Annotated in this window: 29 protein-coding genes; 12 read left to right on the top strand and 17 right to left on the bottom strand. The window is 64.2% G+C overall.

The window, feature by feature from the left end; all coding sequences use genetic code 11:
• Positions 1–109: 109 nt before the first annotated feature.
• The gene (locus ACQKI2_RS08235; RefSeq protein WP_427379209.1) at positions 110–907 is read right to left on the bottom strand and encodes a SapC family protein; all 798 of its coding nucleotides are present in this window, start codon (positions 905–907) and stop codon (positions 110–112) included.
• Positions 908–1,049: 142 nt separating this feature from the next.
• Here ACQKI2_RS08235 and ACQKI2_RS08230 point away from each other — a divergent pair, with 142 nt between their 5' ends.
• Positions 1,050–2,894 carry a DUF885 domain-containing protein gene (locus ACQKI2_RS08230; protein WP_427379208.1) on the top strand — a complete coding sequence of 615 codons (1,845 nt, stop codon included), beginning with the start codon at positions 1,050–1,052 and terminating at the stop codon, positions 2,892–2,894.
• 40 nt (positions 2,895–2,934) lie between these two features.
• On the opposite strand, the gene ACQKI2_RS08225 is transcribed toward ACQKI2_RS08230, so the two are convergent.
• The 3 genes from ACQKI2_RS08225 to ACQKI2_RS08215 form a co-directional block, all read right to left on the bottom strand.
• The gene (locus ACQKI2_RS08225; protein WP_427379207.1) at positions 2,935–3,273 is read right to left on the bottom strand and encodes a hypothetical protein; all 339 of its coding nucleotides are present in this window, start codon (positions 3,271–3,273) and stop codon (positions 2,935–2,937) included.
• 133 nt (positions 3,274–3,406) lie between these two features.
• Positions 3,407–3,742, bottom strand: a complete 336-nt coding sequence (locus ACQKI2_RS08220; RefSeq protein WP_035595244.1) for a DUF2794 domain-containing protein — start codon at positions 3,740–3,742, stop codon at positions 3,407–3,409.
• A 269-nt stretch (positions 3,743–4,011) separates the two neighbouring features.
• Positions 4,012–4,629 (bottom strand): COQ9 family protein, encoded by a 618-nt coding sequence (locus tag ACQKI2_RS08215; RefSeq protein ID WP_427379206.1) that lies wholly within the window; start codon positions 4,627–4,629, stop codon positions 4,012–4,014.
• A 90-nt stretch (positions 4,630–4,719) separates the two neighbouring features.
• On the opposite strand from ACQKI2_RS08215, the gene rpsU reads away from it, so the two are divergent.
• Together rpsU and ACQKI2_RS08205 are read left to right on the top strand one after the other, a co-directional pair.
• Positions 4,720–4,974: a 30S ribosomal protein S21 gene (gene rpsU, locus ACQKI2_RS08210; protein WP_367179257.1), complete on the top strand. Its 255-nt coding sequence runs from the start codon at positions 4,720–4,722 to the stop codon at positions 4,972–4,974.
• Between the two features lie 231 nt (positions 4,975–5,205).
• Entirely contained in the window at positions 5,206–5,844 is a 639-nt protein-coding gene (locus ACQKI2_RS08205; protein ID WP_427379205.1) for a hypothetical protein, read from the top strand.
• A gap of 19 nt (positions 5,845–5,863) precedes the next feature.
• On the opposite strand, the gene ACQKI2_RS08200 is transcribed toward ACQKI2_RS08205, so the two are convergent.
• From ACQKI2_RS08200 to ACQKI2_RS08175, 6 genes are all read right to left on the bottom strand, one after another.
• Positions 5,864–7,255: an ABC transporter permease gene (locus tag ACQKI2_RS08200; protein ID WP_427379204.1), complete on the bottom strand. Its 1,392-nt coding sequence runs from the start codon at positions 7,253–7,255 to the stop codon at positions 5,864–5,866.
• Positions 7,255–8,226, bottom strand: a complete 972-nt coding sequence (locus tag ACQKI2_RS08195) for an ABC transporter ATP-binding protein (protein WP_427379203.1) — start codon at positions 8,224–8,226, stop codon at positions 7,255–7,257. Before ACQKI2_RS08195 ends, ACQKI2_RS08200 begins: the two co-directional genes overlap by 1 nt.
• Before the next feature lie 121 nt (positions 8,227–8,347).
• Positions 8,348–8,650, bottom strand: a complete 303-nt coding sequence (locus ACQKI2_RS08190) for an aa3-type cytochrome c oxidase subunit IV (protein ID WP_035595253.1) — start codon at positions 8,648–8,650, stop codon at positions 8,348–8,350.
• 98 nt (positions 8,651–8,748) lie between these two features.
• Positions 8,749–9,201, bottom strand: coding sequence for a DUF1178 family protein (locus tag ACQKI2_RS08185; RefSeq protein WP_427379202.1), 453 nt, complete (start codon positions 9,199–9,201; stop codon positions 8,749–8,751).
• A gap of 16 nt (positions 9,202–9,217) precedes the next feature.
• On the bottom strand, positions 9,218–9,478 hold the full coding sequence (grxC, locus tag ACQKI2_RS08180) for a glutaredoxin 3 (RefSeq protein ID WP_427379201.1): 261 nt from the start codon (positions 9,476–9,478) through the stop codon (positions 9,218–9,220).
• Positions 9,479–9,546: 68 nt separating this feature from the next.
• A complete protein-coding gene (locus tag ACQKI2_RS08175) occupies positions 9,547–10,317 on the bottom strand; it encodes a ComF family protein (RefSeq protein WP_427379200.1) in 771 nt (256 codons plus the stop codon).
• Here ACQKI2_RS08175 and ACQKI2_RS08170 point away from each other — a divergent pair.
• Entirely contained in the window at positions 10,316–11,257 is a 942-nt protein-coding gene (locus ACQKI2_RS08170; RefSeq protein ID WP_427379199.1) for a methyltransferase domain-containing protein, read from the top strand. The genes ACQKI2_RS08175 and ACQKI2_RS08170 overlap by 2 nt on opposite strands.
• A gap of 9 nt (positions 11,258–11,266) precedes the next feature.
• On the opposite strand, the gene ACQKI2_RS08165 is transcribed toward ACQKI2_RS08170, so the two are convergent.
• Genes ACQKI2_RS08165 through ACQKI2_RS08150 form a run of 4 tightly spaced genes read right to left on the bottom strand, consistent with a single transcriptional unit; the run spans position 11,267 to position 14,014 of the window.
• Positions 11,267–11,446 (bottom strand): Flp family type IVb pilin, encoded by a 180-nt coding sequence (locus ACQKI2_RS08165; RefSeq protein WP_427379198.1) that lies wholly within the window; start codon positions 11,444–11,446, stop codon positions 11,267–11,269.
• Positions 11,443–11,859, bottom strand: a complete 417-nt coding sequence (gene mutT, locus ACQKI2_RS08160; RefSeq protein ID WP_427379197.1) for an 8-oxo-dGTP diphosphatase MutT — start codon at positions 11,857–11,859, stop codon at positions 11,443–11,445. The genes ACQKI2_RS08165 and mutT overlap by 4 nt, the downstream gene beginning before the upstream one ends.
• Complete coding sequence (gene argJ / locus ACQKI2_RS08155) at positions 11,856–13,106, bottom strand: bifunctional glutamate N-acetyltransferase/amino-acid acetyltransferase ArgJ (protein ID WP_427379196.1); 1,251 nt, start codon at positions 13,104–13,106, stop codon at positions 11,856–11,858. The genes mutT and argJ overlap by 4 nt, the downstream gene beginning before the upstream one ends.
• Positions 13,103–14,014, bottom strand: a complete 912-nt coding sequence (locus tag ACQKI2_RS08150) for a peptidylprolyl isomerase (RefSeq protein WP_427379195.1) — start codon at positions 14,012–14,014, stop codon at positions 13,103–13,105. Before ACQKI2_RS08150 ends, argJ begins: the two co-directional genes overlap by 4 nt.
• 181 nt (positions 14,015–14,195) lie before the next feature.
• Between ACQKI2_RS08150 and secA the strand changes: the two genes are divergently transcribed.
• Both secA and ACQKI2_RS08140 read left to right on the top strand, forming a co-directional pair.
• The gene (gene secA, locus ACQKI2_RS08145) at positions 14,196–16,949 is read left to right on the top strand and encodes a preprotein translocase subunit SecA (protein ID WP_427379194.1); all 2,754 of its coding nucleotides are present in this window, start codon (positions 14,196–14,198) and stop codon (positions 16,947–16,949) included.
• Positions 16,950–17,056: 107 nt separating this feature from the next.
• Positions 17,057–17,470, top strand: coding sequence for a hypothetical protein (locus ACQKI2_RS08140; protein WP_427379193.1), 414 nt, complete (start codon positions 17,057–17,059; stop codon positions 17,468–17,470).
• 129 nt (positions 17,471–17,599) lie between these two features.
• Here the strand turns inward: ACQKI2_RS08140 and ACQKI2_RS08135 are convergent, their stop codons facing one another.
• Positions 17,600–18,541, bottom strand: a complete 942-nt coding sequence (locus ACQKI2_RS08135; protein WP_427379192.1) for a DMT family transporter — start codon at positions 18,539–18,541, stop codon at positions 17,600–17,602.
• A gap of 195 nt (positions 18,542–18,736) precedes the next feature.
• Here ACQKI2_RS08135 and gap point away from each other — a divergent pair, with 195 nt between their 5' ends.
• The 5 genes from gap to ACQKI2_RS08110 all read left to right on the top strand — a co-directional run bounded on the left by gap (position 18,737) and on the right by ACQKI2_RS08110 (position 22,699).
• A complete protein-coding gene (gap, locus tag ACQKI2_RS08130; RefSeq protein ID WP_427379191.1) occupies positions 18,737–19,747 on the top strand; it encodes a type I glyceraldehyde-3-phosphate dehydrogenase in 1,011 nt (336 codons plus the stop codon).
• Positions 19,748–19,848: 101 nt separating this feature from the next.
• Entirely contained in the window at positions 19,849–21,045 is a 1,197-nt protein-coding gene (locus ACQKI2_RS08125) for a phosphoglycerate kinase (protein WP_427379190.1), read from the top strand.
• A gap of 108 nt (positions 21,046–21,153) precedes the next feature.
• A complete protein-coding gene (locus ACQKI2_RS08120) occupies positions 21,154–22,047 on the top strand; it encodes a fructose bisphosphate aldolase (protein WP_427379189.1) in 894 nt (297 codons plus the stop codon).
• Positions 22,048–22,155: 108 nt separating this feature from the next.
• A complete protein-coding gene (locus tag ACQKI2_RS08115; protein ID WP_427379188.1) occupies positions 22,156–22,455 on the top strand; it encodes a zf-TFIIB domain-containing protein in 300 nt (99 codons plus the stop codon).
• Between the two features lie 13 nt (positions 22,456–22,468).
• Positions 22,469–22,699 (top strand): DUF1272 domain-containing protein, encoded by a 231-nt coding sequence (locus tag ACQKI2_RS08110; RefSeq protein WP_427379187.1) that lies wholly within the window; start codon positions 22,469–22,471, stop codon positions 22,697–22,699.
• Between the two features lie 19 nt (positions 22,700–22,718).
• On the opposite strand, the gene ACQKI2_RS08105 is transcribed toward ACQKI2_RS08110, so the two are convergent.
• Positions 22,719–22,991, bottom strand: a complete 273-nt coding sequence (locus ACQKI2_RS08105; protein ID WP_427379186.1) for a DUF2798 domain-containing protein — start codon at positions 22,989–22,991, stop codon at positions 22,719–22,721.
• Between the two features lie 112 nt (positions 22,992–23,103).
• Here ACQKI2_RS08105 and thiE point away from each other — a divergent pair, with 112 nt between their 5' ends.
• Positions 23,104–23,772, top strand: a complete 669-nt coding sequence (gene thiE, locus ACQKI2_RS08100; RefSeq protein WP_427379185.1) for a thiamine phosphate synthase — start codon at positions 23,104–23,106, stop codon at positions 23,770–23,772.
• Here thiE and ACQKI2_RS08095 read toward each other — a convergent pair whose 3' ends face one another.
• Positions 23,773–24,084, bottom strand: a complete 312-nt coding sequence (locus tag ACQKI2_RS08095) for a DUF4282 domain-containing protein (RefSeq protein WP_427379184.1) — start codon at positions 24,082–24,084, stop codon at positions 23,773–23,775. It abuts the gene before it with no gap.
• Positions 24,085–24,140: the final 56 nt, after the last annotated feature.

Here is a 24,140-nt window from a genome sequence, read left to right as displayed (position 1 = left end):
GGGGAAAGCCCTGCTCGCCGGTTCGTGATGCCGGGGCCTGCGTCAAAAAAGAAACGGCCCTTCCCGAGGCGGGAGGGCCGTTTCCGGAAATCACGATGAAGATGGGTCTCTAGGAGACCGCTTCGGCCTGCTGGGGCACGGCGCGGACAGCGCGATTGACCACTTTCGACCAGTTCAGCAGCGACACGAGATGCGCATAGCAGGCGCCGAGCGCGCCATTGTTGCGCAGCTCCAGGAATTTCTCCGGTGAAAGCGCATTGAGGCGCTCCTCGGAGATAGCCCAATAGTCGGCAACCTTCTGGGCAGGGCCGGTATTGTTGCCCTGCTGGTCGCGCGGCTGGAAGGTCACCGTCTTCTGCTCGAAGAGATCCATGTCGCGGAGGATTTTCACGAAATCGACCGTGGCGCGGCGCTGACGCTCGAATTCCTTGCAGAACTCGATGGCGTCATTGGTGAACTGGGTCGGCTGGCCGTTCTGGAAGAAGGGCACTTCGGGCTGGTTGGACACCATCGGCGCAGACCGGTCCACGCAGAGGAGAAGACGGTCAGAGCCTTCATCGGTGGCGAAGACGAACGGATAGCGGCGCACGAAGGCCGGAATGTAATGATCTTCCAGCACCAGGCCGTTGCTGTCGACATAGAGGTTCTCGCCCTGGCGAACGCCCATCACGGCGACCGGGGTGCGCTCCTCGCCCACGAAGATGATCGGGTAGGAGGCCGCCGACACGCCAAACTCGGTCACGGTGACCGGAACGGCGTGCGCTTCGCGGAGGAACGCGAAAGGCTGCGGGATCTGTTTCACGCCAAGACCGCCATGATCTTCAGCAGAAAGCGGCTGCGGATTCTTGTAGAACAGAACTTGGCCGGAAAGTGCGGCTGAACCGCCAGTCGGAATGGGCGTTGTCACGTTGCGTGGCTCCTCGGAACTTTGCCGGAGAAGTAACGGAAATAAACTATGGCCACAACACCCGAAACAAGCTCAATTACAGTGAAACCCGAGTAATATAAGTGTCATGCAAGCCTTAAGCGGACGCAGAACAGCGCGCCTTTTGCCGGCTGGGCTTTGCACAGCCCTTCTTCTTGCCGTGCTGCCGGCTGCGTGCACCCCGCGCGCAGACCCCGAAGGCACCCCCCGGCGCGTCGCCCGCGAAATTGAGCGGACGCTCACCACGATTGCCCAGAACGAAGTCACCCGTGACCCGGAACTGGCCACGCGGCTGGGCCTGCCGGAGGCGGAGGCGGGCTTTGCCTATAACCGTTTCCTGACCGACCGGTCGCAGGCCGCGTATGAGCGCGCGCGCCTCTCGCGCCTGGAAACACGCGACCTTCTGGTGCGCATCACGCGCCCGGCGCGCGGCAGCGCCCTGGCCCGCCATCTCGACACGCTGATTGCCGCCCATGAAACCGCTGAAACCCTGTTCATGGCCGGCCACGGCGCCTCGGCGCTGGGCGCGTCCTACCCCTATGTGGCTGACCATACGCGCGGCGCCTATCTGGATGTGCCTGACCTTCTGGCGCGTTTTCATCCGCTGCGCACACCGGCAGACGCGCGCGCCTATGCCGACCGGATGGCGCAGTTTGCCGATGCCATCGAGGACGACCGGCGGCGGCTGGAATCCGATGCCCGCGCCGGAACAGTGCCCCCCGCCCCCATCCTGCGCCGGATGTATGCGCTTGCGGCAGCCGGGGCCGCCGCACCGCCGGAGACAAGCCCGGCCGTGGTGAGTTTTGAAAACCTGCTGCCCGGCATTGCTGATCTGACACCGGCAGAGCGCCAGCAGCTGCTGGCAGATGTGCGCCGGATTGCCACCGAGAATGTGCGCCCTGCCTATGCCGCCTTTGCCGCGAGCGTGAGCACGCTGGCCAACACGGCCCCGGAATTACCCGGCGTCTGGCAGCTTCCCGATGGCCCGGCCTATTACGCCGCCGCCCTCAAGGCCTATACCGGCGACGACGCCTCCGCCGCCGGCCTGCACGAGCGCGGCAAGCTGGAAGTCGACGCCCTGCTGGCAGAGACGCATCGCGCGCTGGTTGCCCTTGGCCTTGAAGGCGGCAGCGTGGGCGAGCGCCTAGCTTTCCTCGCCGCCCAGCCCGAGCAGGTTTATCCCGATACGGAAGAAGGCCATGCCGCCCTGATCGGCCGCGTCCTGGCCCATGCAGACCGGGCCGAAGCGGCCCTGTCCGGCCAGTTCGATATTCCCCTGGCGGAAAAGGCGGGTCTGCGCGCCGTGCCGCCGGAATTTGCCGGCTTCCTGCCGCCGGCCGCCTATATTCCCCGCGCGCTCAGCGGGAACCACCCGGCGCGCGTGGAGATCAATGCCCGGCGGCTGGCAGACTGGCCAGATTTTTCGCTGGCCGTGCTGGCCTTTCATCAGCTTGTGCCCGGCCACCATCTGGAAAGCAGCGCCGCGCGCGAGGCCGGCCTGCCGCTGGCGCGCCAAATGGTGTGGAACGTCGCCTATGGCGAAGGCTGGGCCTCCTATGCCGAAACCCTGGCCGACGAGCTTGGTCTTTATTCGGAAGATCCGCTGAGCCGCATCGGCTATCTGCAATCCCTGCTGCTGCGCGCGGCTGCGCTGGTGGCCGATACCGGCATCCACAATGAGCGCTGGAGCCGCGATCAGGCGATTGCCTATCTGGCAGAGACCACCGGCCTCAGCCTGGAGCGGAGCGCCGACGAGGTAGACCGCTACACCGTGCGGCCGGGCTATGCGGCCGCCTACTGGATTGGCCGCGAACGGATCCTGGACCTGCGGGAACGCGCCATCCGCGTGCTGGGCCCGAAATTCGACCCGAAGGAATTTCACCGGGTGATCCTGATGGGCGGGCCACGCCCGCTCGGCATGGTCGAAGAAGATGTCACCCGCTGGTACACCGCGCAGGTTCAGAACTGAACCCTGCCCCCACGCGGCACCACCACCCGGAACCCGTAGCTCAAGCGGCCAGCCGCACCGGCGCCTGGTCCGGCCGGCAGACCGGCATGAACCCGGCCTCAAGATCGGCCACCATCGCCTTGCGCTGGCCGCCATCAAACTCCAGCGCCAGGAACACGGCATTGGCGCCATAGCGCTCTGCCTCGGCCAGCGCCCAGATCGGCTGGATGTCATGCGGGCGCCCGGAGAGTTCCATCACCCGGTAGACGCGCCAGCCACAGGCATCCTGGGCTGCAAAGATGACCACACCGGCACTGCGCGCCCACGGCGCATCTGCCGCCGTCCGCTGGAATTTCCACGCCTTGCCTGACTTGCCGCGAAAGCTGACTTGACCAAACATGTTCTTGCTCCGTTCCTTGTGGAATGTTCTTATGATGTTCCAGTTTGGTTCGCAAGAAGTTTTTGGTAAACAAAGGGTTAAACGGCAAATGCGCCGTTAACGTTCTGCTGTGGATGGATTTGTGGAAAAGCCGTCAGCGCACGATGGTGAAACGGCGCGATTCGAATACCTTCAGCACCTGCCGCAGATCCCGCCCCCGGCGCAGCACCTGGCCGGCAGATCCATACACCGCATACTGGCCCTGACGATTGGCCAGCGCGGGCTCCTTCTCGATTCGCCAGGTGGGGCTTTCGGCATGGCGGCGGAAGATCGCGAAGGTCGCCACATCCTCTTCCATGCCGATGGCATAGTCGCGCGCCTCGCCCGCAATCACCAACCGGCCATAGACATCAAGAATGGGCTGCATCTCTGCCTTCTGAAAGGCAACGACCGGTTCCGGTGCAGGTTTCCTGTGGAAAGAATCCGTCATCTCGGTTACAGTTTCGTCACAGCTTTCCGTTCGCGTCCAGCCCCTTGTAGAGCTAACGCATAATTAATCCCGCAGACTCTGTTTCACCGCAATTCGGCCTTGCCCCCGCCGCATCGCGCGGCCATCTTATGGGTGTCGGACGGAGGACTTTCGCAAGCGCCCCGGACCCATCAGCCCCCCCAGCCCCCTGGGGTGTTTGTAGCGCCCCCGTCCGACAACCCAACTCCCTGAAAAATAAGAAGAATTAAGCTGCGCCCCGCGCGCTGCGATCAATGCTGTTTCTGTGGCATCCGGCCGAGAATCGGTTTCACGAATCGCGCGGCTGTTCGTCCGACCCCGGACGCATGCGCCAGACGCCGCTCAATGAAGGAGTCAAGGTCTTCCGGGGACGGATTATCGGCCCAGTGCAGCACGATGGCCGGGATCACGCTCGCCAGCAGGCCGCGCTTGGAATAGCGGTTATAGTCTTCAGACGTGTCGCCCGCTGCAGTCCACACCATGTCGGCCACTTTCCAGCTGCGCTGCAGCGCCGGCCCGGCGCCCCAGGGCAGGAAGCCGCGGGCCGCCGCGCGGCGCACCGCTTCCCGGTGAGGCTCAAGTCCGGCCAGCCAGACGAGCACGCCCCGCTTGACCTTGTCAGGCACCCGCAGGCCGGTCATGTCCTCCCCCGCCAGCGTGTCCCGCGCGCGGGCTTCGGCATCGTCGAAAAAGCCTTCGATCAGGTCAATCACGCCGCGCGGGGCGGCCAGCGCCTGCTCGCCCGGCGTCAGCCCCGCCTTTACGGCGGCAGCCGCTGCGGCCGTCTCGCTCCAGCCCTCAAAAACGACCTCTGGAAGCAGGGCGTCCAGCCAGCGGCGGCTAAGCAGTGCAGAAGGCGGCGTTGTCATGTGTCGATTCCCGGCGCAAGGGGCTTGGCGAAAGCTGTTTCACCGTGATATAGGCCGCGCTTCTTAGGCTGTCAGGCCCGTAATTAACGAATTCCAGGGTGCCTGGCGCCCGAAAGAACCCGATGGAGAAGTCCCATAGTACAGATCGTCGTCCGCGATAACAACGTTGAGCAAGCCCTGCGCGCGCTGAAGAAAAAGATGCAGCGCGAAGGCCTGTTCCGGGAAATGAAGGCCCGTCAGCACTTCGAAAAGCCTTCCGAGAAGAAAGCCCGCCAGCGCGCTGAAGCCGTGCGCCGTGCCCGCAAACTCGCTCGCAAGCGCGCTCAGCGCGAAGGCATCGTGTAGGCTGATCGCTTCGCGGCGTATCGCTGAACCACACGAAAAACCCCGCCAGAGCCTTCTGGCGGGGTTTTTGTTTGTCCGAAACTGCCTCTTTTCCGGGCATTGCGCGCGGCCAGGGGGCTGTTGAGGCCTGATTTGACTCTGATTTTTGCTGGGATTTTTGCTGGCGATGGAACCCATCGCCGCCTGGCTCGTTCAAACCGGCAGAGCTTACAAAAAAGTCAGGTTCCTCCCATGCCTCGCACCCCTTTGTATGAATATCGCGCCTGGCCCTCTGAAGAGATGCCGCACATCGAGGCGCTTCACCATCTGTTTGGCCTCGGCGTTGCCGAGATCCGGACAGACACCTACCTCTTCTCCGCTGCCCGCCCCAACTGGCTGATCGTGCTGCACGGTGTGGCAGAAGTGGAGATCCTCGAAAAAACCGGCGAGGACGGGCTGCTCACGGCCTGGAAAGTGATTGCCCGGTCCGAATTCCCGCTGCGGCGCGCCATTGTGCGCCATCTGCAGGAGGCGTTTCCCGGCGCAGACCTCTCCCACCGCATCCTGGTGCCCGGCGACCTCATCTCCTGGCTGGACGGCGATACGGAGATGTTCACCGTCAACAAGCGCACCGTGCAGTTCCAGCGTGAAGGCTGTGTGGCAGAGTTCTCGCAGGTCGAAGCCGATGGCCGCCGCGCCGAAACCTTCTCGCTGATCTCCAAGCGGGCCGACACGGTGACTGAGGCGCTCGATTTCCTGCCCGCCCCGCGGCTGGAAAACACCGATTACGGCTCCTGGCTGCAGGGCCGCCCATGGAGCGCGCAGATCCTCGAGCCGGCCGCCAAATCCTACCGACCGATGCCTGTCCTCGGCGCGGCCAGGGTAGCCTAAAGCGTGCCGTAAGCGGGGATCATCCCGCCTTCGGCTTCATCCCCACCGCGCGCTTGATCATGCCGCCCAGTTCTCCGATGCCTGCGCCGTGGACGGCGCCGGCGCGGTAGACCTTGGTGGCGCCCCAGACGACCAGCGCGGTGATCACCACCATCATCCCCATCTGCGCCAGAACTTCCCACATCGGCGGGTCATGCGGCATCCGCAGGATCAGCAGGAAGGGCGTGAACAGCGGGATCCAGGACGCCACATCCACGATGGGCGAGCCGGGATCCTGGAACGCCACGAAGATCGCAAACATCGGCAGCATCAGCAGGATCATCATCGGGCTGAGCAGCGTCTGCGCTTCCTGGATCGTGTCGCAGAGCGAGCCGAGCGCCATGAACAGCGTGCCATAGAGAATGTAGCCAAGCACGAAGCTGACCAGCGCCGGAATGATCAGCTTGGGATCGGTGACCGCGGCAATGAAGGGCTGGATCATGTCCGCCATGCCGGGCACCTGGCTGGCCGAAACGGCAGACCCCACAATCCCGAACAGCGACCAGGACAGCATCATCGTCGAGGTTACCGCAAACACCGCCAGCATCTTCCCCGCCAGAAGCTGGGGCAGCTGCACCGAGGTGAGCAGCGTATCGAAAATCTTGTTGGAGCGCTCTTCGATCGTGCCCATCAACAGGTACTGGATGATCGAGAAGATCATCAGCCACAGGAAATAGGCCAGCGCGGCAGACACGATTGCCGGCGCGCGGTCTGCCATCGTCACTTCCGCGCCGCTTTCCCCCGCCTGCGTGGCATTGAGACGGAAGGCCGGCACCTTGATGGCCGCCCCGTCCGCCTGCTTCAGGAAATCCGGATTGAGGCCGGAGGCGGCCAGCGCGTCCCGCCGGCTGAGATCGCGCATGGCGATTTCCGCCGTCCGCTGCAGCGTATCGACATTCACGTCCCCGCTCCAGTATTCCAGCTGTGATCCGTCCTCGGAAAGTATGAACACGGCAAATAGCGGGCGCTCGCCCGCCGGGCCTGCGATCGTGCGCTCTCCCGTCAGCCAGGGGCGCAATTCCTCCAGCGTGCGCGCGGGCGCGGGCACTTCGATGAACTTCCGCCCCCCGGCCGCGTCGGCCACCTGATCCTGCGCCTCGGCGAGCGGAATATTCATCTGCTCGGCCAGCGCTCTTGCCTCGGCGGCGGCCTCGCTGCTGCGGCGCTGGAACTCGCCCTCGATGGCATCGGCATAGATGCGCGTTGGCTCCACCACCGCGAAATAGCGCACCGGCGAAGCGGTCGCCGCAAAATACCCGAAGCTCGCGCCCACGATCAGGAATAGAGGCACCGCCGCCAAGCTCAGCCAGAAGCCCCAGGCTTTGACATAGCCCAGATAATCCCGCCGGAAGACCAGATAGATGTTGCGCATTACACGCTCTCCCCTTCCGCCGGCACCACAGGGGTATCCAGCGCTGCAGCTTCCGCTTCGCCTACCAGCGAGACAAACACATCGCGCAGCCGCGCCTCTTCGGGCTGGAAGCCGATGATCGGCGCGCCCGCCTCCAGCACGGCGCGCAGCGCATCCTGCGGCCCCTGCCCCGGCGCCAGATCCACCCGCCAGGCTTCGCCCGGCCCCTTGTCGGCAGCGCGGTGCACGCCAAAGCCCTTCGGCGCCAGCGCGGCGGCAAGATCAAAGCCCGGTTCCAGCGTGATCCGCGCGCCACTGCCCAGCGTCGCATAAGCCTCTTCCAGCGTGCCATCGAGCACCTTGCGGCCCCGCGCCAGCATCACGATCCGGTCGCACAGCCGCTCGGCATGTTCCATCACATGGGTGGAGAAGAGGATCGTCGCCCCGCGCGCATGCTCTGCCTTGATCAGGTCTTCCAGCGTCTGCTGGTTCACAGGGTCGAGGCCGGAGAAGGGCTCGTCGAGAATGAGAAAATCCGGCCGGTGGGCCAGCGTGGAGAGGATCTGCACCTTCTGCGCCATGCCCTTGGAGAGTTTGGAGATGCGCGTCGTGCGGAACTTGCCGAGGCCGGTGGCCTCCAGCAGTTCATCCGCGCGGGCACGCGCGTCACTGGCGCTGAGGCCCTTCAAGCGCCCGAAATAGATGATCGTGTCGCGGGCGTTCATCTTCTTGTAGAGGCCGCGCTCTTCGGGAAGGAAGCCCACGCGCTTCAGGTTCTTCAGCTCCGGCGGGGCACCAAACAGGCGCACCTCGCCCTCGTCCGGCGCCATCACGCCCAGCGACATCCTCAGGCTGGTGGACTTGCCCGCCCCGTTGGGCCCGAGAAAGCCGATGATCTGACCGGCAGGCACCTCGAACGACAGGTCGCTCACGGCGGTGAACGCGCCGAATCGCTTGGTTGCGTGTGACAGGATAAGTGGCGCGTCGCTCAAGGGCGGCCTCCCAGAACCGGACAGACTCTCAACTTTAGCGATTTTCGATAAAGTTCAAGAGGGTATGCGGCAGAAGGCTTTGCAGCGGCGTTAACCGCGCCCTCAAATCCTCAGGCGTTTTCTAGAGAAGAACGCCGAACAGCCAGATGAAGGCCTGCACGACCAGCGCAAGGCCGATCATCACCACAACCGTCGCCATCCAGCGGCCACCGAGGTTGAGGAAGAGGCCGGCACCGAAGCCGAGGATCGCCATCAGGCCAAGGGCAACCATCCAGTTGAGGCCGATGGCGATGGCCAGGGTCGCATAGCCCACAACCATGATGGTGATCAGCGATCCCCAGGTGGAGCCGGTGATGAAGCCATCCCAGGTCGCTTTCTGGCCGTGGATGTCCATTTCACCGCGATGATATTCCTGGCTCGCCATGAGGGCCTCCCCGACTTCAAACTGTGACTTCAGATAACTGACAGGCCGCCTTCTACCCAAGCCCTTTGCCACGTTCAAGCGCGGCAAAGCGCGCGCCATCAATTGAGCGGCTGTTTACGTTTGGCGGATTTGGGCGGCTTGGGCGCAAAGGGCGCGGGCAGCGGCATCGCCGGAATGCCCTCATCGGCCAGCGCCTCGCGTTCCTCCGGTGTCGTCTCGCCCCAGATCGGGCGGTGATCCTGCTCGCCATAATAGATGGCGCGGGCCTCTTCGGCGAAATCATCGCCCACATAATCAAAGTTCTGCGAGACATGTTCGCGGGCGCGGCGGACGAATTCCTTCATCAGCGCCTCCTCGTCGATCTTGCCGGGCAGGGCCTTGTCGGACGGGCGCACGGCCGGGGCCATGATCTGCTTGCCCACCTTGTGGCCGCCGCATTCCGGGCAATCGATCTGCTTGCGCTTTGCCAGACGGTCAAACGCTTCGGAGCTGGCAAACCAGCCCTCGAACTCGTGATCGCAGTCACCACAGATCAGCGCGTAGAGAATCACCGCGAACGCTCCGCCTTCAGGCCTGCGCCAGCATCGGGTCGAGCTTGCCCGCCCGCTCCAGCGCCATCATGTCGTCGCAGCCGCCGATATGGGCTTCGCCCACGAAGATCTGCGGGAAGGTGCGCCCGCCATTCGAGCGCTGGATCATTTCCTCACGCAGCTTGGGGTCCATGCCAGCATCGATTTCATTGAAGTCGGCGCCCTTTTCCTTGAGCAGCGCGACCGCGCGGGTGCAGTAAGGGCAGAACTGGCGGGTGTAGATTGTAACCTTCGCCATGGCGCGAAATCCTTTCGTCAAAACCTGGACATTTCCGGCCATTCTCAGGCCGAAATGTCATCAAGCCGTTATATGGTGACATCCGTAGCGCGGACAACGCGCGCCAGCACCAGAACGTCGATCTGCCGCGCGCCTGCCCGTTTCAGCGCCCGCGCGCAGGCATTCAGCGTCGCCCCGGTCGTCAGCACGTCATCCACGAGCAGCACGCGCTTGCCCGCCACCAGCTTGCGCCGGGAGGGGCGCACATCGAACGCCCCGGTCACATTGCGCCGCCGCGCGCGGGTGGAAAGCCCCGCCTGGCTGGGTGTACGCCGCGTACGCCTCAAGCCGTCGACGCAGACACGGCGGCGGGAGGCCTGCCCGATGGCCTGGGCCAGCCAGGCCGACTGGTTGAAGCCGCGCAGGACCAGCCGCGTATAGTGCAGCGGCACGGGCACGATCAGATCCGCCTCCTCCACCAGCGCTCCCCCGGCCTGCAGCATCCAGCCTGCGAGGATTTCCAGCCCGTCGCGGCGGCCGGCGCGCTTCAGGTCCAGCACCGGGCGGCGGGAAATGTCATCATACACGAAGGCCGCGCGGGCCCGGCCCCATCTGGGCGGGCGCGCGATACAGGCGGCGCATTCGGCTTCCGGGCCGACATCATAGTCCTGCGGCACGCCGCAGCGATGGCAGACCGGCTCTGTAATGAAACGGATTTTCGTGAACTCGTCGGGCTTCAGCGGCCCGGCGCCTTCGCCCCGGTCACCGCTGATCAGGGATCGGGGCGGCCAGAGGAAATCCCGCGTCTGGCGGAATAAGCTCTTGGCCGCGAGCGTGCCAGCCTTCATATCCCCGCTCATGCCCCCCTCCCCTCAATCCCCGTCTCCGCCGCAGATCTTTGACCGCGACAAGCTGCGCCGGCGCCGTCAGGCCTTTGCGCGCCACTATCAGGACTATGACTTCCTGCGCGCCCGCGTGTCGAGCGATCTTGAGACGCGGGTGGCGGATACGCCGCGTATTTTCGAGACAATGCTGGAACTGGGCGGGGCCGATGGCGGACTTTCCCGGACACTTCTTGGACAAAACCGGACAAAATCGGCCACCGTCGGCGACACGGCGGACCTCTTCCTGAACGCCGCCGCCACGGGCGGCCTGGAAGCCGTCTTTGCCGATGAGGAAGCCCTGCCCTTCGGAACGGAACGGTTCGATCTGGTTGTGTCTCCGCTCACCCTTCACTGGGTGAACGACCTGCCGGGCGCCCTGGTGCAGATCCGCCGCATCCTGAAACCCGATGGTCTTTTCCTTGGCGCCCTGTTTGGCGCCGGCACGCTGGCAGAGCTGCGCGAAGTGATGAGCGAAGCAGAGACCGACCTTACCGGCGGCCTCAGCCCCCGCCTCTCCCCCCTGCCCGGCCTGCGGGATATGGCGGGGCTGCTCCAGCGCGCGGGCTTTGCCCTGCCGGTGGCCGACCGCGATACGGTGACCGTGCGCTACAAGACGCCGGAAGCTCTGCTGCGCGATCTCAAAGGGATGGGCGAGCGCGCCGCCTTTGCGCGCGGTGTCAGCCGGCCGCTGCCCCGGCGGGTGCTGGCGCGGGCGATAGCGCTTTACAAAGAGCGGTTCTCTGATCCCGATGGCCGCGTGCGGGCCACCTTCGAGATCGTTCACCTGTCCGGCTGGGCGCCGGCACCGGGACAGCCTCAGCCGCTGAAACCCGGCAGCGCCAAGGCCAGCATGGCCGATGCGGTGCGCCGCGCCGGAAAGCCGGGCAGCGAGGGGCCGGATCAGGAAGAGAGCTGAGCGGGCGCGTCAGACCGCGATCTTTTCCTCGATCAGCTCATAATTTGCATTGTTGGAATTGGCGACGGCCGACAGGCCCCCGAGGATGGCGACAACGACCAGCGCGGCAATGAGGCTGTATTCAATCGCGGTTGCCCCGCCTTCATCAGCGGCGAGCTTCTTCAGCCGGGTCTTGAACAGGCGCATCATCGCTCCGCAAACGCTTGCTCCATCAGCCAGTCGAACAGGGGCAGGTCTGCCGGTGGCGCAGGATACTCTCGCAGCCTTGCAGGCTCTACCCAGGCGATGGCTTGCCCCTCGCGCGGATGGATCGTCCCGGTCCAGCTTTCACACGCATAGAGTGGCATTAACAGGTGAAAGTCAGGGTAAGTGAAGCTCGCAAATGTCAGCGGCTTCAGTTCCTCTTCCTTAACCGTGATCGAAAGTTCCTCGGCCAGTTCCCGCACGAGGGCCGCCTCGGGTGTCTCGCCGGGGTCGATCTTGCCGCCCGGAAACTCCCACAGCCCGGCCAGCTGCTTGCCCTCCGGGCGCTGCGCCAGGAGGATGCGTCCCGTCTCGTCGATCAGCGCGGCCGCAACCACCAGCAACAGCCGCCGGCTCATGTCCGGTAGGCGCCGTTGATATCGACATAGCCATGGGTGAGATCGCAGGTCCAAACCGTTGCCCGGCCCGTGCCCACGCCCACCGACACGCGGATGGCAAACTCGCTCCTGGCAAACACGGCGCTGGCGGCGGCCTCGTCATAATCGGGTGCCCGCGCCCCGCCCTTGGCCACCTGCACGTCGTCAAACCAGATGGCGAGGCTGTCCAGCTCGATCGGCTCATACGCCTTGCCCACAGCCATCACGATCCGGCCCCAGTTTGCGTCGCCCGCCGCCATCGCGGTCTTGATCAGCGGAGAGTTGGCAATCTCGCAGGCAATCTTCCTGGCCGAGGCCGGAGAGGCGGCGTCTTCCACGGTGATCGTGGCCACCTTGCTCGCCCCTTCCCCATCCTTCACCACCTGCATCGCCAGATCGAGGCAGACCTCTTTCAGCGCTGCCGTGAACGCGCGGAAGCGCAGGTCTTCTTCCGAAGTGACCGGCGCCATGCCGCTCGCCCCGGTGGCAAACACCATCAGCGTGTCGGAGGTGGACGTGTCGCCGTCCACCGTGATCGCGTTGAACGTCTCGTCCGCCACCTGGCGCAGCGCCGTCTGTAGCAGCTCGGGCGCAATGGCCGCATCGGTGAACACATAGGACAGCATCGTCGCCATGTTCGGCGCGATCATGCCCGATCCCTTGGCGATGCCGGCAAAGCGCACTTCGGTGCCGTCAAGGCTGGCCACAGTGCCCGCGCCTTTGGGATAGGTGTCCGTCGTCATGAACGCGCGGGCGAGCCTTTCCCAGTCCGGCGCGCCGAGCTTTGCGGTCAAGTCTGGCACAAAAGCGCCCACATAGTTGGGATCAGACAGCGGCTCACCGATCACGCCGGTAGCGGCCAGGAAGCAATGCTCCTTCTTCACGCCGAGGGTTTCGCTCAGCGCTTTCAGCGTTGCCTCATTCTTCAACACACCCTTTGGGCCGGTGAAGGCGTTGGAATTGCCCGAATTGGCGACCAAAGCGGCCGCCTGCCCCCCGCCCTGCTCCAGCGCCTGCCGGCACCAGCGCACATCGGCCGACGCCGTCAGCGAGCGGGTATACACCCCGCCGCAGGCCGTGCCGGGATCGAATACCACCAGAAACACATCGTCGCGCGTGATACCCCGGCGCGCATAGAAGCCGCGGCTGCCGGCAGCCGCCTTGAGGCCGCGTACAGCCGGCAGCGCCGGAAAGGAAGCAGGGGCAAAGGGCGAAGGGGTCAGGTTCACAGTTCATCTCCGGTAAGGGCTTTGGCCGGCGCGGGCGCGTTTTCCGGCGTATAGGTCTGGCCGTCCACTTTCTCGATGCTCGCCTCGGTACGCAGGCGGCGGAGAATGCGGCTGACTTCGCTGAGCGTCAGGAAAGTGGCGATCTCGGGCCGCATTTCCTCGCGTGTCTTGGGCGGTTCGGTGCGGCGGTCCTTGACCTTCAGGAGGCGCCAGCTGTCCTCCACCTGGAAGGGCGCCGACACCTCGCCGACCGGCGTGTTGGCAATCACCACCGGATAGGGATCGGGCAGATCATTGGGCGCCACATAGCCCAGATCGCCATTTTCCATCCGGGTGGCGCTGTCTTTGGAATGGTTGAAGACCAGCCCCTCGAACGGCTCGCCCGCCTGCACGCGCAGCCAGACGGCCTCGGCCTCCTCCTCCGTATCGGTGACGATATGGGCCACCGACACCTGATCATTGACCTGCTGCAGGCGCACCTGCTCGGCATACATCCGGTCGATCATCTCGTCGGTGACCTGCTGGGCCACCACGCTTTCCACAAGAAGGTTCCCCATGATCCGCTCCTGCGCCATTTCCAGGCGGCGCTGGGCGGCGGGGTCTTTCTCCAGCCCCAGGCGCCCGGCTTCCTGCGCCATCAGCTTCTGGTCGATCAGCTGGTCGAGCACCTGTTTGTAGGCCTCGTCCCCGCTGCGCAGCGCGGCGCCGGAGACCACCAGCCCCCGCGCCACGGCCTCCAGCTCGACATCTGCGGTATAGATCGGCTCGCCATTCACCCGGGCGGCCACCTCCCGGCTGACCTCCCGCTGCTTCTCGTCCAGATGGAAGCCCTCCTGCGAGCAACCGGCCAGCGCCAATGCCGCCAGGGCCGCACAAAGGACTGTAAAATCAGCGCGCCGCCGGGTCATGGGCCACACCTCTCTGGCTGAAGGCGCCGCATTGACACCCTTTGGCGGCGTTCTTAAGTCTGCCCCGCGCGCTGGTCGAGTGGTTTCATCCGGTGAAAGCGCGGTGGGAGAACCCGGAAAAGTCCTGTAAGATGTCTGGCAGGATTAGAATTTTTCACCCGAACTGGTTGGTGCTGTTTATATGCTTTCCATAGCTCGCAAGATTTTCGGTACGGTCAATGACCGTAAACTCAAGCCGCTTCAGGCGCGGGTAAACCGGATCAACGCACTTGAGCCGATCATGGAGGCGCTGTCGGACCAGTCCCTCAAGGGCAAGACAGCCGAGTTCCGCAAGCGCCTGGCAGATGGCGCCACGCTCGACAGCCTGCTGGAAGAGGCCTTCGCCGTCGTCCGGGAAGCGGCCAAGCGCGTCAACAACATGCGCCACTTTGATGTGCAGCTGATGGGCGGCATGATCCTGCATTCCGGCGCCATCGCCGAGATGCGCACCGGTGAGGGCAAGACCCTTGTGGCGACCCTGGCGGCCTATCTCAACGCGCTTGCCGGCAAGGGCGTCCACGTTATCACCGTCAACGACTATCTCGCCCGCCGCGACGCTGACTGGATGGGCCGCATCTATGCTGCCCTCGGCATGACGACCGGGGTGATCGTCCACGGCATCTCAGAGGAAGAGCGCAAGGCCGGCTACGCCGCCGACATCACCTATGGCACGAACAACGAGTTCGGCTTCGACTATCTGCGCGACAACATGAAATACTCGCTGGACCAGATGGCCCAGCGCGGCCACCATTATGCCATCGTCGACGAGGTGGACTCCATCCTGATCGATGAGGCCCGCACGCCGCTGATCATCTCCGGGCCGACCGATGACCGCTCCGAGCTTTACATCGCCGTCGACAGTCTGATCCCGCGCCTGGAAGAGAGCGACTTCGAGCTGGACGAGAAACAGCGCTCGGTCGTCTTCACCGAAACCGGCACCGAGAAGATGGAAGAATGGCTGACCGAGATGGGCGTGCTGGAAGGCTCGCTCTGGGAGCCGTCGAACATCTCCCTCGTCCACCATTCAAACCAGGCCCTGCGCGCCCACAAGCTTTATTCCCGCGACAAGGACTACATCGTCAAGGACGATCAGGTGATGCTGATCGACGAGTTCAGTGGACGGATGATGGAAGGCCGCCGCCTCTCCGAAGGCCTGCATCAGGCCATCGAGGCGAAAGAGCGCGTCGAGATCAAGCCGGAAAACCAGACGCTGGCTTCGATCACCTTCCAGAACTATTTCCGCCTTTATAAAAAGCTCGCCGGCATGACCGGTACGGCGCTGACCGAGGCTTCGGAATTTGCCGACATCTACAAGCTGGAAGTGGTTGATCTGCCTACGAACAGACCTGTTCGCCGGATTGATGAGGATGATGTCGTCTACCGCACCGCCAAGGCAAAATATGCCGAGATCATCAAGGAAGTGCGCGCCGCCAACGCCAAGGGCCAGCCGATCCTGCTGGGCACCGCCTCGATCGAGAAATCCGAACTCCTCTCCCACTTGCTCACCGCGCAGCGCATTCCCCACAAGGTTCTCAATGCGCGCCATCACGAGCAGGAAGCCTTCATCGTGGCCGAAGCCGGCGTGCCCGGCGCTGTGACGGTTGCCACCAACATGGCCGGCCGCGGCACGGACATTCAGCTCGGCGGCAATTATGAAATGCGCCTGGAGCAGGAGCGTACCGCGAAGGAAAAGGCCCTCGGCCGCGACCTGTCGGAAGGCGAAATCTCGCTGCTCGGCGCCCAGATCAAGGCCGATATCGAAGTCAAGAAAAAGCAGGCGCTGGATGCCGGCGGCCTTTATGTTCTGGGTACGGAGCGTCACGAAAGCCGCCGGATCGACAACCAGCTGCGCGGCCGGACAGGCCGTCAGGGCGACCCCGGAAAATCGAAATTCTATATCTCCATCGAAGACGACCTGATGCGCATCTTCGCGGCCGACCGGATGGACGCCGTGATGCGCCGCCTCGGCATCAAGGAAGATGAGGGCATCACCCATCCCTGGATGAACAAGGCGATGGAGACCTCGCAGAAGAAGATCGAGGAACGCAACTTCGAGATCCGCAAGAACGTTCTCAAATATGACGATGTGATCAACGATCAGCGTAAGGCTATCTTCGAGCAGCGCATGGAATTCCTGCGCTCTGATGATGTCTCCGACGTGATCGAGGATATGCGCGAAAGCGTGATCGAGGCCCTCGTAGCCCGCACGATGCCGGAAAAAGCGTATGCGGAGCAGTGGGATATCGCTGGCCTGGAAGAAAGCCTGCGGTCAGACCTTGCCCTGGAACTTCCCGTGCGCGAATGGGCCGCCGAGGAAGGCGTGGCCAATGAGGAGATTGCCGGCCGCATCCGTGAGGCTGTCGAGGCTCAGTATGCTGATCTCATTGCGCAGATCGGCGCGCCGCAGATGCGCCGCATCGAGAAGCAGTTCCTGCTTCAGGTGCTCGACCTGCGCTGGCGCGAACACCTGCAGCAGATCGACCAGCTGCGCTCGGTGATCCACCTGCGCTCCTATGGCCAGCGCGATCCGCTCAACGAGTTCAAGCGCGAAGCCTTCAACCTGTTCGACAGCCTGCTGAGCGAACTGCGCGCCACGGTCACCCGCTCGCTGATGCATATCCGTGTGCAGCAGGCCCCGGCCCAGCAGCCCCAGCCGGTGGCGCCGCCCCCGCGTCCCCAGCCGCCTAAGCCGCCCCAGCAGATCCACGAGACCAAGCTCGATCCCGATACCGGCATCAATGAGATGGACCCGGACGATAAAGCCACCCCGCCCGGCCCGCCGCTGTTCCAGGCCGAGGACGACTGGTCCAACACGCCGCGCAACTCCCCCTGCCCCTGCGGCTCGGGCAAGAAATACAAATACTGCCACGGCGCCATCGTCCCGCAGAAAGCCTGATAGGCGCCCCTTCAGCAGCCCCGATCTGATACGCCCCGCCCCTTAAAGGTGGGGCGTACCCCGTTTCGGGGGAAGACCCGCGCGCGCTGCTGTCTAAGCTGGCTGCCATGAAACATCTCTCTCTGCTCGCGGCGCTGGCCGCCCTGCCCGCCCTTGCCCAGCCTGCACCGGCAGAGGCCGCGCCTTTTGTGGGCAGCTGGCAGATCGGCTTCCGCGACGGGCCGGATGTCATCGTCAACGTGCCCCAGGTCTCCTGCGATGATCCAGCGGTGATCGAGGCGGCGGGCGAGCATGCGATCCACGCCCGCACGCCCGGCGGCGATATGGGCATCTGGGAGGTGAAAGCCTTTGGCGGGCGTTTCCCCTGGTGGCGCGCGGACGGCGCCTCTCTGGTGGCCGACTGGATTTCGGAAGACGCTTTTCTGCTCGCGGGCAAGGACGCCTCCGGCATTCAGAGCGACTGGGAGAACGCAAAACAGTGGACCCGCTGCCCGGTCAAAACCCCGGACGCATCAGAGTAGCGGTTGGCGCGCGGTTGGAGTTTTTGGCCCAGCCGTTGGAGTTTTTCTTGGAGTTTTTTGGTGGCCTTATCCCTCAAAGAGGCGCGCCGGAATTCCCTTGAGAGGCGAGCGCTTATCCGGCGGGTAAAGTCAGACGATCCGGCCGCGCCCGCCCTGCCGGGCCAGCCACACACCGCCGAGGATCAGCGCCAGAGCCAGGGCCGCATTCCAGCTTTGGGTCTCCCGGAAGAACAGCCAGCCGAACGCCGCGCCCGCCACCGGCACGGAATAACCCGTCAGCGACTGGAACGTCGCCCCGGCCCGCGCCACCAGCGCCATATACAGCACCTGCGCCACGCCCGATGGCCCGATGGCCAGCCCGGCCACCGCCAGCCAGTGATGCCAGTCTGCCGAAACGGCGGCAGCGTCCACGGTGAACACCATCGGCCAGGACAGTACCGCAGAGACCGTGATGAAGCCTGCGGCCATCGGGATCACCTCCATCGGCGGGGACGCCCGCGCAATCAGCGTGCTGGCCGAGAAGGCGAGCGTTGCCAGCAGCAGCAGAAGCTGCGCCGTCATGCTGGCCGAACCGAAATGCCGGATCGCCTCCGGGCCGAACAGCGCCACCACCCCGGCAAAGCCGAGCAGGATGCCGATGCCGGTATTCCGGGTCATGCGTTCTTCGGAGAACAGGAGGCTGGCGCCCAGCGTCACGAAGACCGGCGCGGCCGCCGTGTAGAGCGCCGCCAGGCTGGAATCGACCGTCTGCTGCGCCACGGTGATCAGGAAGAAGGGGATCAGCGAGCCGATGAACCCCATGGCAACGATGACAGCCCAGCGGCGCCGGTCGCTCAGCGGCGGCAGACGCTTTCCGAGTACGAACATCAGGATGAGCAGAAAGATCGCCCCGCCGGTCAGCCGCCCGGGGAGTACCCATTCGGGGGGGAGGCCTTCTGCCGTGCCCGTGCCGACGGCAATGCGGGTCAAACCATAGGCGCCTGCCCACAGAATTGTCAGCACGGTGAAGATGATCCAGACGGTCAAAGAGCGGCGCTGGGCGCCAGACTGCGCCGTTTCGGGCATTGTCATCGTTGTCTCCCCGCAGCGTCTCTGCGCCGCCTGTCTCCCCTCCGGACTAGCACGCAGCTTGCAAGCAGCAAGGATGAAATCCCGTTTGTCCCGTTTCGCGTCGCGGTGCCGCATCGTGTGGGGTGGACGGGGCCGACACACCCATTTAAAGGGGCGCAAGCCTGTGAATTTGCTCGCCCAAGAGGAGAAATAAAGATGACCGTTCGTGTAGCCATCAACGGATTCGGCCGCATCGGCCGGCTGGTTCTTCGGTCGATCATCGAGCATGGCCGCACCGATATCGAAGTGGTGGCCATCAACGATCTCGGACCTGTCGAAACCAACGCCCATCTGCTCCGCTTCGATTCGGTCCATGGCCGTTTCCCGGCGGATGTGAAGGTCGATGGTGACAAGATTGTCATCAACGGCAAGCCGATCCTCGTCACGGCCATCCGTGATCCGAAGGATCTGCCCCACCGCGAACTCGACGTCGATATCGCGATGGAATGCACCGGCATCTTCACCTCCAAGGACAAGGCCTCCGCCCACCTCGCCGCCGGTGCAAAGCGCGTGCTGGTCTCGGCCCCGGCCGATGGCGCAGACCTCACGGTGGTCTACGGCGTCAACCATGACAAGCTGAAGAAAGAATTCACTGTCGTCTCCAACGCATCGTGCACCACCAACTGCCTCGCGCCGGTTGCCCAGGTCCTGCAGAAGGCCGTCGGCATCGAAAAAGGCATGATGACGACGATCCATTCGTACACGAACGACCAGCCTTCGCTCGACCAGATGCACAAGGATCTCTACCGGGCCCGCGCGGCATCCCTGTCGATGATCCCGACCTCGACCGGCGCCGCCAAGGCTGTCGGCCTCGTGCTGCCGGAACTGAAAGGCAAGCTCGACGGTATCTCGGTGCGCGTGCCGACCCCCAACGTCTCCGTGGTTGACCTGAAATTCGTCGCCAAGAAGGCCACCACGCCGGAAGAAATCAACGCCGCCATCAAGGCCGCCGCAGACGCCGGCCCGCTGAAGGGCATCCTCGGCTATACGGACGTTCCGAACGTGTCGTCGGACTTCATCCATGACGACCGCTCCTCGATCTTCCATCTCGACCAGACCAAGGTGATGGACGGCAACTTCGTCTCGATCATGACCTGGTATGACAATGAGTGGGGCTTCTCGACCCGCATGGCCGACACCGCCCTTGCGATGGCGAAGCTCATCTGAACGCCTTCCCCGCCGCTCGCCCCGCCAGCGAAGGCGGGGCGAGCGGCGGCATGTAACCCTTCACGAGCCCCCGCCCCGGCGGGGGTGATCGGAGATACTCCATGCCCTCGTTCAAACGCATCCCTGATGCAGGCAATCTCACCGGCAAGGTCGCGCTGGTGCGCGTCGACTTCAACGTGCCGATGGAAAATGGTCTGGTGACGGACGATACGCGCCTGCGCGCCGCCATTGAGACCGTTCAGTCGCTGCGCACCGCCGGGGCCAAGGTTGCCCTGCTCGCCCATTTCGGCCGCCCCAAAGGCGAACGTGTTGCCGAGATGAGCCTTGCCCCGATCGCCGGCGCCTTCGCCAAAGTGCTCGGCGCCAATGTCAGCTTCATTGCCGACTGCAAGGGCGAGCATGTGAAGCAGGCGATTGCCGAGTTGCCGCCCGCCGGCGTGATCCTGCTGGAGAATACCCGCTTCTGCAAAGGCGAGGAAAAGGGCGATCTGGAACTCGCCAAGGAAATCGCCGCCCTGGGCGACCTCTATGTCAACGACGCCTTCTCGGCCGCTCACCGCCGCCATGTCTCGACGGCCGTGCTGGCTGACCTTCTGCCTGCCTATGCCGGCGTGACGATGGAGGCGGAACTCGACGCCCTCGACAAGGCGCTTGGCGCGCCCGTGCGCCCGGTGATGGCGATTGTCGGCGGCGCGAAGGTCTCTTCCAAGATCGACCTTCTGAAGAACCTCGTTTCCAAGGTAGACATGCTCGCCATTGGCGGGGGCATGGCCAACACCTTCCTCGCCGCAGATGGCGTGAATGTCGGCAAGTCGCTCTGCGAGCATGACCTTGCCGGCACCGTCCGCGAGATCCAGGCGGCCGCGAAGGCTGCGGGCTGCGAAATTCTGCTGCCGCGCGATGTTGTTGTGGCGAAGGAATTCAAGGCGAACGCCGAAAATCGCACCTGCGGCCTGAATGATATCGCTGCGGACGAAATGGTGCTGGACGCCGGCGCCGAAACCATCCGCTACCTGACCGATGCCCTCTCCCGCGCCAAAACCGTGATCTGGAACGGCCCGCTGGGCGCCTTCGAGTTGACCCCGTTCGACACCGCCACCGTGAAGCTCGCCGAGGCGGCCGCAGGCCTCGCCAAGTCCGGCAAGCTCGTTGCCGTTGCCGGTGGCGGGGATACGGTTGCCGCGCTCAACCATGCCGGTGTCGCGGGCGATTTCACCTTTGTTTCCACCGCAGGCGGAGCATTCCTGGAATGGATGGAAGGCAAGGAGCTGCCGGGTGTAACCGCCCTGCTCAAATAGCCCCCACTCTCCCGCTGCGCGGCGCTGTTCTTGCAAGGGGCGCCACAAAGCGGACAAGAATCCAAGTCAGTTAGCCACCAACGAACGAACCTACCGGGACAGAACATCATGATGAACGCACAAATGGCAAAACAGGTCGCCGAAAAGCCTGGCTTTATCGCAGCGCTCGATCAGTCGGGCGGCTCGACCCCCAAGGCCCTGCGCCTCTATGGCATCCAGGAAAGCGCCTACAGCAATGATGAGGAAATGTACGCCCTCATCCACCAGATGCGTGCCCGGATCATCAAGTCGCCCGCCTTCACCGGCGAGAAAGTTGTCGGCGCCATCCTGTTCGAGCGCACCATGGACGGCGAAATCGACGGCATTCCGACCGCAGAATATCTCTGGACGAAGCGTCAGGTTGTTCCCTTCCTGAAGGTGGACAAGGGCCTGGCCGACGAGAAAGACGGCGTGCAGCTGATGAAGCCGATGCCGGAACTGGACGCCCTGCTGGAGCGCGCCGTCGCCAAGGGCATTTTCGGCACCAAGATGCGCTCGGTCATCAACGCCGCCAATGCCGAAGGCATCGCCGCCGTCGTTGCCCAGCAGTTTGATGTTGGCCGCCAGATCCTCGGCCATGGCCTGATGCCGATCATCGAACCGGAAGTGACCATCACCATCGCCGACAAGGCCGAAGCCGAGGAAATCCTGCTGGCCGAAATCTTGAAACAGCTCGACGCGCTGGGCCATGACAAGCAGGTGATGCTGAAACTGTCGCTGCCGACGAAAGCCAACCTCTATAAGCCGCTGGTTGACCATCCGCGCGTCATGCGCGTCGTTGCTCTGTCGGGCGGCTACAGCCGCGAGGAAGCTAACAACAAGCTTGCCGCAAACACGGGCATCATCGCCTCCTTCTCGCGCGCGCTGACCGAGGGCCTCTCCGCCCAGCAGGCAGATGGCGATTTCGATGCCGTGCTCGGCGACACGATCGACTGCATCTGCGAAGCCTCCAAGGCCGGCTGAGCGATTGACGCGCCGCGCCCCCTTGAGGGCCGGGCAAGTCACCCCATTTCAGAAGGCGCAGCGCATCCGCCGCTGCGCCTTTTTTCATGCCCTCAAGGAGCCGGCCCGATGAAATGCCCTGTCGATGGTGAAACCCTGGTGATCGCCGAGCGGTCCGGCGTCGAGATCGACTATTGCCCCACATGCCGGGGCGTGTGGCTGGACCGGGGCGAACTCGACAAGATCATTGACCGCGCCGCCACCGTCATCCCCGCCCCTTCCGCGCCCCATCCTGAAGCCCACCGCCCGGAACATTACCGCGACGAGGACCGCTTCGCCGGCCGCCGGGATGATGAGGACGACTGGAAATACAGGAAAGGCAAACGCAACAGACGCGAAAGCTTCCTGAGCGATCTGTTCGATTTCTGAGGACACCAGGCCCATGCTGGAAATGCGCCCGAATTGCGAGTGCTGCGACCGTGATCTGCCCCCGGATGAGCCCGGCGCCTTCATATGCTCATTCGAATGCACCTTCTGCGATGAGTGCGCCGATGGAGACCTTGATGGGGTCTGCCCGAATTGCCGGGGCGATCTGGAGCCCCGGCCCCTGCGCCGGGGCGCCGCGCTGGCGAAAAATCCCGCGAGCACGAAACGTGTGCTGAAGAAGGGGTAACGCCCCTTCCCGCGCGGCGTCAGCCCTTGGTGCCGGCCACCGGGGCGGCGGGCGCAAAGGGAGACTGAACCAGTTTCAGCGTCAGGCGGCGGGCAATCGGCGCCACGATCAGGATTGCCGGATAGGCCAGCATGAAGGCGACGCCCCAGGAATGCATCCAGCGGCTGAAGAAGTCCGGCGGCAGGCCGACATTGATCGCCGTGATGGCGCCCGACATCAGGAAGCTCATGAAGAAGGCCATGAACAGGCCGAAGATAGGCTGGAAAAGGCGAACGGGCAGTTTCTTGGTCATGAAGGGTTTTTGTCCCGAGAGCAAAGTTCCAACTTGGAACTTATAAGCATTACTGCGCGAGGTCTACGCCTTCCGTTGACTTCCCCCGGCCGGGGCGCCAGAGGCTGCTGCCATGTCTGACAAAGCCCCGCCCCGCGCCCGCACACGTCTCTATCTGATCACGCCGCCGCAGATCGGCGATGTGCAGGCCTTTGGAAAATCGCTGGAGGACGCCCTCCGCGCCGGGGATGTGGCGTCGCTGCAGCTGCGCCTCAAGGGCCAGGATGGCATGATAGATATGCAGGCCACGCGCGACGTTGGCCGCGCCGTCACCGCCCTGGCCCAGGAGGCAGGCGTTGCCGTGCTGATCAACGATTCTGCCGAGCTGGCGCAGGAACTGGGCGCAGACGGGGTGCATGTCGGCTGGGATGACATGCCGGTGAAGACCGCCCGCAAGCTGCTCGGGCCGGACGCCATCATCGGCGCCACCGCCAAGAATTCCTATCACCGCGCGATGCAGGCCGGGGAAGACGGGGCCGATTATGTGGCCTTTGGCGCCTTCTACCCCACCGCCACCAAGGAAGGCACCGTGCCGGCCGAGCTGGAACTGCTGGAAGTCTGGCAGGCCGCCATGCTGATCCCCTGCGTTGCCATCGGCGGCATCACGGTTGCCAACGCCGCCCCGCTGGTCACCGCCGGGGCAGACTTCCTGGCCGTCTCCAGCGGTGTCTGGGCGCATGAAGAAGGCCCCGCCGCAGCGGTCAGGGCCTTCAACGCGATCTTCGACGAACTGGCGCCCTGATCAGACCGCCGGGGGCACCACCGGCGGGGCGCCCTTGGCGGTCTTGATGTCCCGCAGGTCGTCGGCCATGCGGAACAGCAGCATGTAAAGCTCGCACATGAAGCGCCAGAACAGCAGGCCGAGCGCCGCCCCGATGATCGACCCGATCACAAGGCCAATACCCCCGAAGAAGCTGAAGCTGACCATAGTGCCAAGTCCGGAGAGAACCCCGGCAATCAGCCCCAGCGCAATACCGATCAGTCCCAGATAGTAGAGAATGGCGATCAGCTTGGCGCCGATCAGCTTGTCGAATGACAGGAATTGATTGACCATGGCTTCAGCCCTCCTTTGCTCATGGGAGGCCACAGTGCCGGGAGTTGACGCTTACG

Origin of the sequence: Hyphomonas sp. NPDC076881 (genome assembly GCF_050269995.1) — a bacterium.
Lineage (GTDB): Bacteria > Pseudomonadota > Alphaproteobacteria > Caulobacterales > Hyphomonadaceae > Hyphomonas.
This window is presented reverse-complemented; position numbering and strand designations above follow the sequence as displayed.